Source organism: Cyclobacterium sp. SOCE241 (genome assembly GCF_056867545.1).
In genome coordinates, this window is record NZ_CP149779.1 from 2,967,156 (window position 1) to 2,982,434 (window position 15,279).

The window sequence follows — 15,279 nt, forward strand, 5'->3', positions numbered from 1 at the left end:
CTTAATTCTTGGCGGCTTTATTCATAAGATTAATGTGCTGATTAATCACTTCAGCTTTTTGAAACTCCGGCAAAAGGTACCCTTCTAGCTCATTCGAAAGGCAGTAGTTTAAACCATCAGATAGATCCATTGCATCTTTATATTTGGCCAAGTATCCATTTTTTTTGTGGGAAATCATGTCAGGTATTCCTCCAACATCAAATCCCACCACAGGTGTTCCACAAGCCAAACTTTCCAAAATGGTAGTGGGTAAGTTATCTGCTAATGAAGGGGCAACAAAAACATTGGAAGCATTATAAACAAGATTGGTGGTATAATCATCAGTAATGAAGCCCATAAACTTACATGGAAATGGAATGAACTCTTGAATTTCTTTATTGGGTCCACTACCAAAAATTAAAAGACATACATCAAGATTTGGATGATTCATTTTCAAGTCTTTTAATGCATCCATTAGGTATTTCCACCCTTTATAGGGACTTGTAATTTTATTGGCACCAAAAGAAATCACATGTTGGTATTTGTCAATGTTTAAAATCTTTTTAGCAATTTTCTTTTCAAATGGCTTGAAAAGATTAGTATCCAATGGATTTGGAATTCGAAATACAGGTTTATCCTTAAGCAAAGCGCCTCCTTTTGCAAGATTATAAAGCCACTTACTTGGTGCAACAAAAAACAAATTATCGTAGCCGGAATAAAATTTCAATTTCTCATCAAACTGTTTAAAAGACAAGTCCTTTTCCTTATTCTCAGGAAACATGGGACAGTTTCCACAGTGAGTTAAAAATTTTTGACAATCGAAACTGTGAAAACAGCCCCCGGTAATGGTCCACATATCGTGCATTACCAAAACCATCGGCTTATTCAATTTGGCTATTTTTTCCAAGCCATCAATACTGATAAAACCACCAAGAATCCAGTGAACATAAATAAAATCAGCATTTATGATCCATTCGTGATTAGTCACATCAGATCCAAAAAGGGATAGGGCGAAACCTCCCGCACTTTTATCAATTTTCCTTGTATAGAAATCCTGGATTTTTTGATTCACTTTTCTAATGAGGACCCCTTTTTTACCAACGGTTTGAATCTTTGGATCGCCATGAACATTGGAATTTAAAGAGAGCACACAAGACTCCAAACCTCGCTCTAAAAAGCTTCATGATACCTTAATACATAATTACCTGACGGGCTAGAACCATATTGTAAATGAACAACCCGCTTCTTTTCTTCCCCATTTATCAAGTGGTCTGATTTTTCCCAATTATTTACACCGTCTACCTGATCCATATTCCTTTCTTTTTCTTGTATATAATGAGGTAATATTGCAATGGGGCAATAATTATTCCATTAAAGCTTGCGATTAAGGACGAAATAAAAAGAGCATGAACTCCCATTCCATAATAATCAATCAACAAATAAGCTGAGCCGATAAATACCAATGGGCTAATAAGGCTAGCCCAAAACTGAATCTTAAGTGCACTAATCCCATTCAAAAAATTTACAAATATACTGGCAAACATAAAGGAGGTAAAAAACAATAAACCCCACAATGAAAGTGTAAAATCAATATCTACCTGCCCTTTTAACCATACTCTGTAAACTGTATCTGATATAAACAACATTATCACACCACCCAAAACAAACAACACTCCTATTTGCAAGTATTTAATCGTTGCTTTTTTTATCCAATTGATATCATTTTTAAAGAATGCATCGGTAGAAGCTGACCAAAATGGAGTCAGAAAAATCCCAAAGCCCATCCCTAAAACATTGAAATACTTATAAACAACATTATAGGTAGTTACCTCATATGGCCCAAAACTTTGGGCAATAATGATATTGGATGTTTGATATTGAATTAAACTTGCTATTTGAATAATAAAAAATATAAGTCCTAAGCTAAATAAATTCTTTGATTGGGATAAATTGACATACTTAATAGATGGCTTAAACTCTTTGTAATCCGTTTTGAAAAAGAAAAAATTTGCCAGAATAAGTACAGCAATCGGTGCGATACATAATGCCAGACCAAGATTAATGAGTGAACCTTCAGTAGTATATACCAATACGACTATTACCAGTAACGAAATAATTTGACCTAAAAAGTTGATAAGTGAAGCTTTTGCCGGGGCTTGGTCTGCAGTAACCAATGTATTGATAATTTTCAATACAAATTGCATACAGAAATAGGTAAATATAATTATGGCCAGAATAGAAAGTTCCATCCTCATTTCGGAGGAAGCGTTTAAAATTTCAACCCAATCTAAAAAAGGGTTTACAATTAAAAAACCAGCCAAACGGCAGTGAAAACTATCGTTAAAACAGCATAGGTTGTACTGATGTACATTCTTGCAGCTTCTTTATCACCTTTGGTTCTGGCTTCCGCAAATTTATTTCTCAGACCATGGGTCATGCCCACATTGAAAAAACTAAACCAGCCAACGATGGAACTTAAAGCCAACCATATTCCATACCTAGTAGGATTGACATAGTCAATGGTTAAGGGAACCATTACTAAACTAACAGCAATACTACCCCTTTTATCAATATAGAACCAATAATATTCTTTTTGGCAAGAACAGTTCTTGCATTGCCTTTAACAAGAAATTTGTTAAAATATTGATAAATAGATGAAAATAATTTTTTCATTCGAAATAGAAAAATATAAATATTAGCTTAAAAAAATCACACAGAACTTTTGGCAGTTTTTTTATCTTCCGGATAATACCCGTAAGAATAACCATAATAGCCATTGGTTTGTTTGGCATCATTCATCACCAAAGAAGTGTTTCTTAGTTTATTTTTAAGGTCAATATCCTCCATAAAAATAAGGTTCTCCTTTTTAGTGAAATTATATCGAATCATAAATAAAGTCCTGTCACAATAAGGTGCCAAATTAAAAGCATCTGTCACTGTCCCAACAGGTGCTGTATCTATAATAACATAATCAAACCTTTCTTTCAATTGATTTATTAGTACTTCTACTTTATCCCCTAAAGTTAATTCTGCAGGATCCTCAGGTATATTTCCACACCCAATTAGGTATAGTCCATCTACTTTTTTAAAGTCTAAAATAATATCATCTAGGCTTACATCATCATTTGATAAATAATCAGCGATTCCAAGCTTAGTTTTCATATTCACACTTTTGAGAAGTGCGGGCTTCCGCAAATCAAACTCTAACACTACCACTTTCTTTTTGGCAATGCTCAAACTTGCTCCAAGATTTAAACTAAAAATGTTTTTCCCTCACCGCTAATGCTGGAAGTGATCATTAAGACCCTTTCATTTTTACCATCCGCTACAAATTTCAAGTTGGTTCTCAGTAATCTAAATTGCTCAGCAATGGGTGTCCTTCTTTTTTCAGAAATAGCCAATAACTCCCCTCCATTTGGATAGTTGCTTATTTCGGATAAAATAGGGACTTCAGTAATATCCTGTACCTGAGATTTGTGAGTAATTTTACTATTCAATGCATTCTTTATATAAATAAATCCTAAGGGGCAAATAAAACCTACAATTAGGGCCATTCCCATAATCACCATTTTATTAGGTTTCACTGGTGCTCCACTCGAAGAGGCTTTATCTATCACCCGGGCATTTGATACTGTGGTGGTTGCCAAAGATAAATTTGCTTCTTCCTTTTTGGATTGAAGGTAATTGTACTGGGTTTGTTTCCGGCTTTGCTCCCTTGACAACTCTAATAAACCTCTTTCAATTTCAGGAACATTTGAAATTCTACTATTGATTTGATCCAAATTGACTCTGAGGTTTTGGCTTTCTATTCTCAAACCATTTTTCATATTGGCGATATTGGTACCAATATTGTTTTTCAAGTTGTCAAGTTGACCTTCAATAGATGTTACCAAAGGATTGTTAGGTTGTACGGTGCGCAATAAACGTTGTCTTTCATTTTGAAGCCGGTTAAACTCATCCACTAAATTTGTTAGTGTTTCATCAATGATGGATAAATTAGAGGCTACTTCTATACCAGAACTTGCCGGATCTCTCAAATATTCTTCCAAGTAGTCCAAAACCTCCATTTGCGTTTTGATATCTGAAAGCTGGGTTTCAATATCTTTACTATTTTGAACCATCAGGGAATTTTCGGTTCCCATATCAGAAATATTATTTGATCTTCTATATTCTTCAATTTTCCTTTCAATGCTATTTAAATCTTTCATTAAAGTATCCAACTGAGAATTAATGAAATCAATGGTATTGCTGGCTGTAACGTTTTTCTCTTTAACAGCCTGAAGATTGTACTGTTCAATCAACTTGTTCAGCACATCTTCTCCTTTTTCGGGAACAGCGTCTACCAATGAAATATTAAAAACAGATGCAAATCTTTGAGATAAATTAACTTGTATTCTACCTCTGTACAATCCAGCCACTTGATCTTTATTTTGGAAATAAATATGGAGAAGTTCAGGCATCTCTCCTTGGTAAGATTCCAATTTATTTATTTTTATCTCACCATACCAATTTTCAATCAATTCCCCGTATTTATAAGCTTTTTCTTTATCATCCTCCTGAATTAAAATCAGATGGTCATCAAAAAGTTTTACACTTATCCTTACCTCCTCTGGATACTGCCCAACATCAGGTTTTTTTAATAATGTCTTAACCGTTACGGGCACATTGGCTCCATACAGTTCTTTCATCCTAGAATATTTGTCTTCAGTATAAAAAAAGTAGTCAAGCGGCAATTCTTCAATGGCATCCCTCATCAAACTATAAGAGGCTAAAATTTCCATTTCATTTTCGACTTGCTTGTTAGTCTCGTAAGCTTCTAATTCGCTGTAAACCGTATTTTGCGTAAAATCGGAGCCCCCGTCAATTTTTATAAGAATAGAGCTGGATATACTATACAGGGGTGTAGAGAAGAACAAGTATGCAAAGGCCAGACTTAAAAACAAAATAATGGATAGCAAAAACAACCACCAATATTTTAAGTAGCTCAATATTATCAATTTAAAATCCATAGGTCTCGCGTCTTGGTCAATAAATCCATCCAACAATAGATCGGATAAAATATCAGATTTTTTCATAAGGTTCATAATTTGAACCGATGGTTTACAACCAGGTTAATTATATAAAAAAGATAAAGTTAAACTTTTTACTCGCTAAGGATATACCGCAAATTAAACATTAGTGAAACTCCAAAGGAAACCAAAATACTCAAAATTGTTAAAGAGCGTTGATTGGTACTTGCCTGAACAGATTTGATTTTATCCGGCTCTACATACAACACGTCATTTTGTTGTAGCATAAAATACGGAGAATTTAAAATTGATTTGTCATTTAAGTTTAGCCTAACTGCTTTTCGAACACCATCTTGGTCTCGAATCAAAAGTACGTTTTCTCTCTTTCCATATTGGGTCATATCACCTGCCAAACCTAAAGCCTCTAGGATACTGATCCTGTCTGTAGCCAAAGTAAAGGTGTTGGGATTTGCTACTTCACCGATCACCGTAATCTTAAAATTCAGGTATTGAATATTAATGATTGGATCTTTTACATATTCTTCAAGCAACTCGGTCATTTTTATGGTAGCCTCTTCCCTTGTAAATCCTGCAATTTCAATTTTCCCTAAAACAGGAAAGTTAATTTGCCCATTTTTGTCCACAAGATAACCTTCGTTTGTAGGCAATTGCTGATTCATCATTCTATTCTGTGAGTCATTTGAAATCACACCAGAATTAAAAAGTAAATTCGATTCCGGACTTTGAGTGCTTACCACAATTTTAATTAAATCGCCACTTTGGATAACCGGTTCCTCAACTTGACTGATATTTGTAGAATAACTACTCCCTGTTTCAATATCACTGAAATAAACCAGGTTTCTTTTCGCACAACCAAATATTCCAGAAAAGAAAATTATAAAAGTCAGAATTCTAATTAAGCTATTGTATCTCATTTGTTAATAATACTGTTTAATGGGTTCAAGCTACTAAATGATCAAATTGGGGAAAAAGTCAAAAATTCTATAATAGACAATTCTTTTAAACACCCCGCAAGTTACTTAATTATCAGAACAATAAGAACTGAGAATAAATAATTTAATAGAATAAAGACGTAATCTGCCTTAACCATTACTCACTTCGCATTTAAAAAACTCATCCAGTCTCCAAAATTGAAACCTTGTTAAAATTTTAATAGTATTCGTGATATTCAAACTAACCCCTTCTTATCACTTTAAAGTAAACTAGACTTTCTTTTTAAACTAGAATTTCTTATTTGGGTTATTGGTTTCCTTAAACACCTATTTTTAATTCCCTAAAGACCATTTACAACTTTAAAAGAAAAAAGGAAATGAAATTTAGTTATGTCCTAACCCCGTCATTCATTTAAAAATCACCTAATATGCCTTGTCACTTTTCAACAATAAAGAAACTGCGGTTTCAACAATTATTTTTATATCAAAAATTAGATTCCACTTCCTAACATAAAAATTATCTAATCTATATCGGGAATACAATTCACTATAGCTTGAAATCTCCCCTCTATAACCTTTACTTTGTGCCAACCCGGTAATTCCAGGCTTTACCTGATGACGGGACATGAAATTATCAATTTCTTTAGCAAACTCAAGATTCATTGGAACAGCTTGAGGTCTTGGCCCCACAATGGACATATTTCCTAAGAGAACATTAAAAACTTGAGGCAATTCATCAAGGCTCGATTTTCTCAAAAACTTTCCAATTCGAGTAATTCTGGCATCATTAACTGTTGCCTGCTTGGTATCGGCATCTTTATTTTTCACCATTGTTCTAAATTTATAACAATAGAACAACTGATTGTTTTTTCCATGTCTTAATTGCTTGAAAAAAACACTCCCATTTGAATCCAATTTAATTAAAATTGCAATAATGGGAAACAACCATGATACAACAAATATTAAAGTAAAAATAGAAGCCCCGATATCAAAAATCCTTTTTAACAATTTTTTACTGTATTTGTCATTTTGACCATACAGAATATCAATTTCTTTACGGATTGGAGCTTTTACAAAATTTTTCTCTTCTAAGGTTCGACCAAATTTTTGATCTACTAAAACATTTTCCATCTCTAACAATCTTTACGAATCCTCACAAAAACCCTATTTCTTATTTAAAAAACATTTATGTATATCTGAAATACATTTTTACAAATATATAAAGCATTTCCCACAATGCAAGGATTTAAAAAAAAATATTTATTAAAATTCTTTTTTTTGTATTTAAAATTCATTTTTATGGATTTAAAATTGACAACCTTGAAGAAAATTAAATTTTAAATAAAGGCAAGGAACACTTAAACTTGGGGGTTTTATCACCAATTAGAGTAGTAAAAAAGATTTAGCAAAAATGAACATACAGAATTATACCCCTAAAAATCAAGAACTAACCCTATTTCTTCCAAAAAAGACCCAGCAGTCCAAAATAATATTTTGAAATCAAAAACTAATGACCAGTTCTTAATATAAAAATGATCTAATTTTATTCGGCCATATATATCATAAAAACTTAATATCTCCCCACTATACCCTTTAATTTGTGCCAATCCGGTAATCCCAGGCTTAACCACATGCCTAAACATATAATTATTTATATCTGTTGAATACATGTAATTCATAGGCACAGCATGAGGCCTAGGTCCAACTACTGACATATCTCCTAAAAAGACATTGACAAATTGTGGGATCTCATCTAAACCTGATTTTCTTAAAAATTTCCCAAATCTGGTTATATGAAAATCTTTTTGCCCCCCTTTTGCAATTACTTTATTAATTTTTACCGAGGTCCTGAATTTGTAACACCTAAATGTCTTGTTCCCCCTCCCATGCCTCAATTGTTTATAAATAATGGGACCCCTTGATTCTAACCTAATAATAAGGGCTATTATTGGAAATAGCCAAGACATAACCACTACTATAAAAAATAACGAAAAAGCCAGGTCAAGCCCTCGCTTTACCAGTAGGTTAAAACCATCACTTAGAAAAACCCTCCCGTCTGGAGTAATGTAACCACTAAGTTTTCTTGATAAAAATTCCGGTTCACCCCTTTCTTGCAAAAATTTCTCCATACTATGATTTGTAAACCAGCGATAAAAAACTATAAATCGTTTTAATGTATTTAAAATACAATAAAGCAAATATATTCAGCAAATCCGGGATTTACAAATAATTTAATAGATTTATAATTCACCCCAGAAAAGCAGAAGGCTCAGCTAGTTGGAACCTAAAAGCTGAGCCTGTACACTTTCACTAAATTCTTATCTCTTCTGCAAATCTACCCCTAAGAAATCACTCTAGAATATTCCTTTACAGTCTCAATAAAAAGCTTTACTTTCTCCGGAGAAATATCAGGATATACTCCATGACCTAGATTTGCAATATGCCTATCTCCCTTAAACTGATCTAACATTTCTTTAGTCTGCCTGATCAGTACTTCATCTGATGCGTATAAGGCTGCCGGGTCCAAGTTACCTTGTAATACCTTCTCCCCTTCCATTTGAGCGCTTACCGTTCTAATGTCCATGTTCCAATCTAAGCCCACAACATCACAGGGCAGATTTTTAATATCCTCTAAAGCGAAATAGGCGCCCTTTGCAAAGACAGTTACCGGCACTTCCGTAACTGCCTCACATATCCGCTTGATATATTCCATGGAAAATTCTCGGTACTGATGGGGAGGAAGAATGCCTGCCCAACTGTCAAATACCTGTACCAAGTTGGCACCTGCAACAACTTGTGCTTTCAAATATTTGATCGTTGTTTTTGTGATCATATCTAAAAGCTGGTGTGCCAATTCAGGGTTCTGATACAACATAGCCCTAGCTTTGGAAAAAGTTTTACTCCCAGATCCTTCCACCATATAAGCGAATATTGTCCATGGTGCTCCTGCAAAACCAATTAAAGGCACTCGCCCATTCAAGCCTTTTTTTGTTAAGCGAATGGCTTCCAATACATAATTTAAAGATTCATCAGGATCTGCGATTTGCAATCGTTTTAAGTCAGCTGAAGAGCCAATGGTATCAGGAAACCAAGGCCCTTTCTTTTCTATCATTTCATAAGGAAGCCCCATAGCTTCCGGAACAACCAAAATATCGGAAAAAATAATGGCTGCATCTACTCCCAAAAGATCTACAGGTTGGATGGTGACCTCCGCTGCCAACTCCGGTGTTTTAGCCAATTCAATAAAGCCGCTAACACTCGCTCTTACAGCCCTGTATTCTGGTAGTATCCTTCCTGCTTGGCGCATCAACCAAACGGGAGTCCTTTCCACCTTTTCTCCCTTGATAACCCTTAGAAGTAAATCATTCTTTATTTGCATGCCACAAATATAATCCAACTTCCTGCAAAAAAGAACTACAACGCACAAACAATAAAGGTCAACTCTGAAATTTCAGAGCTGACCTTTTTAAATCATTCATTCCTTTCGCGATTTGTTCCTCAATCTATTTTCACTACATCAGATTCAGAAACGCCTAAAGCATTTGTCACAGCCTCATAATCATTTAAATCCAATTTTGCATTATCTTGCAAAAATTCCCCGGGTAGATAAACAATCCTTATATAATGATTTAAGGTCCAATCCTCTGAAACCGTTGTTAGATCCGTATTGCCTGTCATATAAACATTGATAAAATCTGCCGTATATTGATAATTGTACATCAACGTTATTCCATCATCTAAAAAGACAGTATTAGGCAGAGGCCTCCATAGAGGCTTATCATCAATTACATTCCACAACATAAATACCAGAAGATTATCACTATCAGCTATTTCAAATCCAAAAGAATTTGAAAAGCTATTTTCTTCAGTAAAGTCAACCTCTGTTTCAACTACTAGGTTTATAAGGGAGATTCCATCCTCACCATCTACTCCATCTTCCCCGTCAATCCCATCAATCCCGGGAGGTCCCTGTGGCCCTTCAGGACCTTCACATGCCGGCAGAACCGCTATGGTCACCAAGGCTATTAGGTATACAATTCTTTTCATAGAAATTAATTTAAATCAATATTTTACGATGCGTTTTATGAAAGATAATGTGTAAAATCCCGAATTACAACAAAATATAAAAAAAACAGTCCACCCTCAGGCAAACTGTTTAAATCTCTTTTAAACCTCTTTTTCTGTATATTTAATCTAAAACCCTTCTTGTGATGTCTTTTTCTTCTACACCTAACATCTCCAAGACTGCATCATGATCTGAATAATCCATCCTAAGATCTATTCTATCAGCTGGCACAATCAAAACCCTAAATATTTGAGAATCGGTAAAACCGGACTCTAAAGTATTGAGGTCAAAATCTCCATTCATGAAAATCGCATAATCGTAAAAAGTAAAATCATAATCATATGTAAAAATCCCGTTAGTATGAAATACAACTTGAGGAATCAATCTCCATATGTCATTATTGTCCTGATCCAACCCGGCCAATCTATAAATGAGCACTTTGTCTGACTCTAAGATATCGAAACCATATTCACCACTTACGCCAAAATTGCCTGCTTGAGTAAAGTCTCCTTCAATTTCAAAAACCTCCCCAACAATATTTACACCATCTGCACCTGCAGGCCCTGTTGGCCCGACGGGACCCTCACAACTTACCAATACCAAGGCTGTGGCAAAAACCAAAAATATTTTCGTGCTAAATAAATAATTGCTCCTATTCATAATTTTAAAATTTAATTGACCCTATTTTAATTTTTGAAATCCAAAACCATACCAAAAAAACTTATGTAAAATAAAAAAACCAATAGACCACTATGATTTTAAAAGTAATCCTCAGCCCTCATTTTTATTGCTTGACTGGTGCCCAAACTTCTACACAATCACTTGAAATAATTTTATCAATAAAAACACCTTCCAGTTCAAGCCCCTTTTCCTTAGCAAATAATCGGATTGCATCTTTTGCCTTTTCCGGTCCGGGCATTACAAAACGACTCATCTCCAACCTTGCAACAATAGCACGGCTACAAGAAAGGGGCAGTTTGATCCAAGGTTTTCTCAATCCCTCCTCCTTAATTTTAGATTCATACCCAATAAAGACATGAAGGGTATCCCGTTTCCCCTCAGGTTCTTTATAATATATGGTATGCAGAGGACTGTCTTTCCTAGCCTCTTCCACCATTTCAAAATGCTCTCCTATCTCTTTATCTTGGGGAACTCCAATAAAATCCACCCCTATCAAATTAATTGGATTACAATCGGTAAGCCTAGTGTTAATAGGATTGAATCCTCCCAGATAATAATATGCTAAGGTCAGAACAAGCATTAAAAGACCAATAAGTGCAGCAACAATTTTTACTTTTGCCATTATTTTCCAAATAAATATCTTGCTCCAATAGCACCTTGACCTTTGAGGTGAAGCCTATCTACAATTTCTGTTAAAAAGCCAAATTCAACAAATACAGCTATTGGCAAATCTTCAAAATAATAGGATGAACCTACAAAAACTTCAGGCCCAAAATCGATATTCGAGCGACTTTCTACCAATTCCGGGGCATCTTCAGAAGCATTTGGTGTACTGTAATAGTAATCAATACTTACGGATCTAAACTGAAGCCCTAAACCAGCATAAACAGTCAATTCCCCTTCAGAAATATTGAAATCCTCAGTAAAAGCCTCCTCATAAATCCCCCTTGCTTGAAGGGAAAAGGCACCTGAGACCTGATGTGCATAATATCGAGCAGAGCTTACCGGCCGATTATTCTCAAATGTACGCCTATAGTATTGCCCACTATTTTGGCTTCCCCTTCCCAAAATTCCCTCCAATGAAAATTTATCATTTATCGGTGTCTTATAAGTGACACCATAGGGATCACCCAGCCTTAAGCCCAGCTGATGTTGTTGACCAAAAGTGGAATAAGAAACAAGCATCAATAGTAAAGGCAATATGTATTTCATGTGTTCAGACAAAATTTGAATACTTTAACAATTCCATGCTTACGGCGACATAGCCAAACAAGTTACAGTTTAGCCAAAATTTACATATAAATAAAAGCGAAATAATTTTATCTCATCAAATCAATTAATATTAGTGTCTCCATCTGATTTACGCTTTTAAAGCAAAAACCATAGGGAATCATTTCTATTAAAATCAAAACATTTCATTCCACTACAACTGATTTTAATTGCATTTGATACAGCTGTGAATAAAAGCCATCTTTCTTAAGCAATACCTCATGGGTACCATGTTCCACGATCTCCCCTTTGTTTAAAACAATTATTTTATCAGCCTTTTGGATGGTGGATAATCGGTGTGCAATAATTATTGAAGTCCTACCATACATCATTTTTTCTATCGCAGCCTGAATCAACTCTTCTGTTTCAGTATCCACAGAAGAAGTGGCCTCATCTAGTATAATTATCTCAGGATCGTATACCATAGCCCTTACAAAGGATATCAGTTGGCGTTGACCTACAGACAATGTTCCACCTCTTTCTTTTACATCATATTCCAACCCTCCGGGCAAACGCTCAATAAACCTTCTCGCTCCAACCAAATCTGCAGCGTACAACACCTGCTCCTTTGTAATGTCTGGATTTCCAAGTGTAATGTTTTGAAAAATGGTATCAGAAAATAAAAATACATCCTGCAATACAACCCCCACATGTTTTCTCAGGGTAGCCAAATCAAATTCCTTAATTGGTCTTCCATCTACTAGAATGGCACCTTTATTAATGTCATAAAACCTGCTGATAAGATTAATAACAGAAGACTTGCCTGCACCTGTGGCACCTACCAAGGCGATGGTCTCTCCATGATTTGCTTTAAAACTAATGTCTTTCAATACCCAATCTTCATCATTGTAAGCAAACCAAACATTATTAAAGGCTATGTCTCCTTTTACCTTTTCGGGACAATTGTTGCCTTCATCCGGAATTTGCTCGTCATTTTCTAAGATATTAAAAATTCTAGAAGAACTAACCACACCCATTTGAAGGGTATTAAACCGATCAGCAATCATTCTTATAGGCCTAAAAAATAACTGCAAATACATGATAAAAGAAATAAGTACTCCGACTTTTATTTCAAGGTCAAAAACACCTGTGGCTCCATACCAAACTACCAAGCCAATCCCCATGGCCTGAATGATTTCAGAAACAGGGTAATATATGGAATAATACATGACAGACTTAAGGTGAGCCTTTCGATGTTCTTTATTGATAGTTTGAAACTTTTCATATTCCCTTTCTTGTCGATTAAAAACCTGAATAATATTCATTCCGGTAATGTGTTCTTGAAGAAAAGAATTTAAATTTGAAACCGCATTTCTAACATCATTAAAGGAAACTTTTACTTTTTCTTTAAAGATATAAGTAGAAATAATTAGGAGAGGTAAGGTACAAAGACTTACTAGTGTAAGCTGCCAGTCCACATAAAACATCACTCCCAAAATAGCAATAAGCTGCAGAAGGTCTCCTATGATTTCCGCTAACCCCTGACTAAACACATCGGAAAGAGACTCTACATCGGAGATATTCCTGGTAACCAATCGGCCAATCGGGGTATTGTCAAAATATTTCAACCGCATTTTCAACAAATGCTTGTACAATTTCACCCTTATGTCTCGGATAATCACCTGGCCAATCCAACCGGAAAGATAAGTATGGCCAAATTGAACTACTGCATGAATTAACAATAAGCCGATTAGCAAATAAGTCATCCTGAGTAGTCCTGCCCCATCACCTACTGTAACATAATCATCAATGGCTTTTTGAATTAATAAAGGTCGCGTTGGCGCCAATAATGCCAACAATAAGGTGAGCCCTACCAAAAGATAAAATCTCCCTTTATAGGGCGTTACGAAAGTGTACAACCTCCTTAACACCTTGGTGTCAATTATGTCACCACTTTTTATATTTTCTTTTTCAAGTCCCAATATGGTAGATTTTACTTAAAAATTCGTTCCGGATAATTTACTTTGCTTAGAAACAAGCCGTGAGCAGGTGCCGAACTTCCTGCCAAGTTTCGGTCTTTGCTTGATATTATTTCCGACATAGCAACGCTTTCTAAATGCCCCCTGCCTACTTTTACCAAAGTCCCAACAATTGCTCTAACCATCCCCCTCAAGAATCGGTTGGCTTGTATATGAAAGACCAAACCGTTACTTGTTTGTTCCCAAGAAGCGTTATTAATTTCACATATAAATGTTTTTACATCTGTTTTTCTGCGACTAAAGCATTCAAAATCCTGTTTTCCAAGCAGTAATTTGGCTGCTGACGCCATGGCCTCCTCATCAAGGTCATAATAACAATGCCAAGACTTCCCAATTAGAAAAGGATCTTTCCTAAATGTAATATGGTATTCATACCTCCTAAATTCTGCATCAAATCGGGCATGGGCATTCTCTTTTACAGGAACAACATCAAAGACAGCGATACCATCAGGTAATAAGCCGTTAATTCTTTTCAAGAAATATTCCTTGGTAAAATCTAAATCAATATCAAAATGAGCAAATTGTTGCAAGGCGTGAACCCCTGCATCCGTACGCCCACTCCCCATAATACTCATGGGACGTCGAAAAAGAGTGGACAGGGCATTTTCTAATTCTTCTTGAACAGAAACAGCATTCTTTTGCTTTTGCCAGCCATGGTAATTGCTCCCATCATAGGACAGCTCAATAAAATAGCGGGAAGATTCATTCATTTCATCTGCAAAGATAAAAATATACCCTAATTTCAAGTTCGATTTTGAATATTCCTTGCGAAAATTCAAATAACCCATTTTCTTTGTCAAAAGATTTAAAGATGATTCAAAGAATTCAAAGTGTATTTCTACTTTTAGTAGCTATTTCAATGGTGACATCCACCTTATTTCCAATTTGGCTACAAGTAAATCCGGACCAAACCCAATCCATGGAGATGACGGCATGGTATACCACCATTACCGATACTGTTAAGGAGAGTGTAATTTCACAATCCAATAATTCTTACATTGGAATATTGGCACTAATTACTGCGGCAATGGCCATTTATAGCCTTTTGCAATATAAAAATCGAAAAAAACAGTTACTTGTCAACATGATTAATGCCCTATTGATGGGCTTGACTTTGGGCTTAGCCGTCTATACAAGTTTTCAATCCAACGAATCCTTTAATCCAACCGTTGGGGGTGCATTCTTGATAGGATTTTATAGCATTGTTTTCGGTTTAATTATGAACCTTATCGCTAATAGGTTTATCAGAAAAGACGAAATGCTTATCCGATCAGTAGATAGAATTCGTTAAATTCCCGGTGGATAGCCATAAGTGGATATGCAAGTATTTAAGTTCCAATTAA

The 15,279-nt window shown here is 35.2% G+C and carries 17 protein-coding genes; 1 reads left to right on the plus strand and 16 read right to left on the minus strand.

What is annotated here, in order from left to right; all coding sequences use genetic code 11:
• Window position 1: 1 nt before the first annotated feature.
• From WG932_RS14800 to truA, 16 genes are all read right to left on the minus strand, one after another.
• Entirely contained in the window at window positions 2–1,051 is a 1,050-nt protein-coding gene (locus tag WG932_RS14800; protein ID WP_483088477.1) for a glycosyltransferase, read from the minus strand.
• A gap of 98 nt (window positions 1,052–1,149) precedes the next feature.
• Window positions 1,150–1,290 carry a hypothetical protein gene (locus tag WG932_RS14805; RefSeq protein ID WP_483088478.1) on the minus strand — a complete coding sequence of 47 codons (141 nt, stop codon included), beginning with the start codon at window positions 1,288–1,290 and terminating at the stop codon, window positions 1,150–1,152.
• Entirely contained in the window at window positions 1,278–2,228 is a 951-nt protein-coding gene (locus WG932_RS14810) for an MATE family efflux transporter (RefSeq protein WP_483088479.1), read from the minus strand. Before WG932_RS14810 ends, WG932_RS14805 begins: the two co-directional genes overlap by 13 nt.
• A gap of 56 nt (window positions 2,229–2,284) precedes the next feature.
• Window positions 2,285–2,515, minus strand: a complete 231-nt coding sequence (locus WG932_RS14815) for a hypothetical protein (protein ID WP_483088480.1) — start codon at window positions 2,513–2,515, stop codon at window positions 2,285–2,287.
• Window positions 2,516–2,688: 173 nt separating this feature from the next.
• A complete protein-coding gene (locus WG932_RS14820) occupies window positions 2,689–3,141 on the minus strand; it encodes a tyrosine-protein kinase family protein (RefSeq protein WP_483088481.1) in 453 nt (150 codons plus the stop codon).
• Between the two features lie 89 nt (window positions 3,142–3,230).
• Complete coding sequence (locus WG932_RS14825) at window positions 3,231–5,054, minus strand: GumC family protein (protein WP_483088482.1); 1,824 nt, start codon at window positions 5,052–5,054, stop codon at window positions 3,231–3,233.
• Window positions 5,055–5,122: 68 nt separating this feature from the next.
• Window positions 5,123–5,923, minus strand: coding sequence for a polysaccharide biosynthesis/export family protein (locus tag WG932_RS14830; protein ID WP_014018852.1), 801 nt, complete (start codon window positions 5,921–5,923; stop codon window positions 5,123–5,125).
• 441 nt (window positions 5,924–6,364) lie between these two features.
• Window positions 6,365–7,072, minus strand: a complete 708-nt coding sequence (locus tag WG932_RS14835) for a sugar transferase (protein ID WP_483088483.1) — start codon at window positions 7,070–7,072, stop codon at window positions 6,365–6,367.
• Window positions 7,073–7,374: 302 nt separating this feature from the next.
• Window positions 7,375–8,070 (minus strand): sugar transferase, encoded by a 696-nt coding sequence (locus WG932_RS14840; RefSeq protein WP_483088484.1) that lies wholly within the window; start codon window positions 8,068–8,070, stop codon window positions 7,375–7,377.
• Between the two features lie 212 nt (window positions 8,071–8,282).
• Window positions 8,283–9,320 carry a uroporphyrinogen decarboxylase gene (gene hemE / locus WG932_RS14845; protein ID WP_483088485.1) on the minus strand — a complete coding sequence of 346 codons (1,038 nt, stop codon included), beginning with the start codon at window positions 9,318–9,320 and terminating at the stop codon, window positions 8,283–8,285.
• Window positions 9,321–9,439: 119 nt separating this feature from the next.
• A complete protein-coding gene (locus tag WG932_RS14850; protein WP_014018857.1) occupies window positions 9,440–9,988 on the minus strand; it encodes a hypothetical protein in 549 nt (182 codons plus the stop codon).
• A 142-nt stretch (window positions 9,989–10,130) separates the two neighbouring features.
• The gene (locus WG932_RS14855) at window positions 10,131–10,667 is read right to left on the minus strand and encodes a hypothetical protein (protein ID WP_014018858.1); all 537 of its coding nucleotides are present in this window, start codon (window positions 10,665–10,667) and stop codon (window positions 10,131–10,133) included.
• A 124-nt stretch (window positions 10,668–10,791) separates the two neighbouring features.
• Window positions 10,792–11,310, minus strand: coding sequence for a hypothetical protein (locus WG932_RS14860; protein ID WP_483088486.1), 519 nt, complete (start codon window positions 11,308–11,310; stop codon window positions 10,792–10,794).
• Entirely contained in the window at window positions 11,310–11,900 is a 591-nt protein-coding gene (locus WG932_RS14865; RefSeq protein ID WP_041934551.1) for a hypothetical protein, read from the minus strand. The genes WG932_RS14860 and WG932_RS14865 overlap by 1 nt, the downstream gene beginning before the upstream one ends.
• Before the next feature lie 203 nt (window positions 11,901–12,103).
• Window positions 12,104–13,879 carry an ABC transporter ATP-binding protein gene (locus WG932_RS14870; protein ID WP_149393941.1) on the minus strand — a complete coding sequence of 592 codons (1,776 nt, stop codon included), beginning with the start codon at window positions 13,877–13,879 and terminating at the stop codon, window positions 12,104–12,106.
• 11 nt (window positions 13,880–13,890) lie between these two features.
• Window positions 13,891–14,646, minus strand: coding sequence for a tRNA pseudouridine(38-40) synthase TruA (gene truA, locus WG932_RS14875; protein WP_187770942.1), 756 nt, complete (start codon window positions 14,644–14,646; stop codon window positions 13,891–13,893).
• A 101-nt stretch (window positions 14,647–14,747) separates the two neighbouring features.
• Between truA and WG932_RS14880 the strand changes: the two genes are divergently transcribed.
• Entirely contained in the window at window positions 14,748–15,227 is a 480-nt protein-coding gene (locus WG932_RS14880) for a DUF4293 domain-containing protein (protein ID WP_041934552.1), read from the plus strand.
• Window positions 15,228–15,279: the final 52 nt, after the last annotated feature.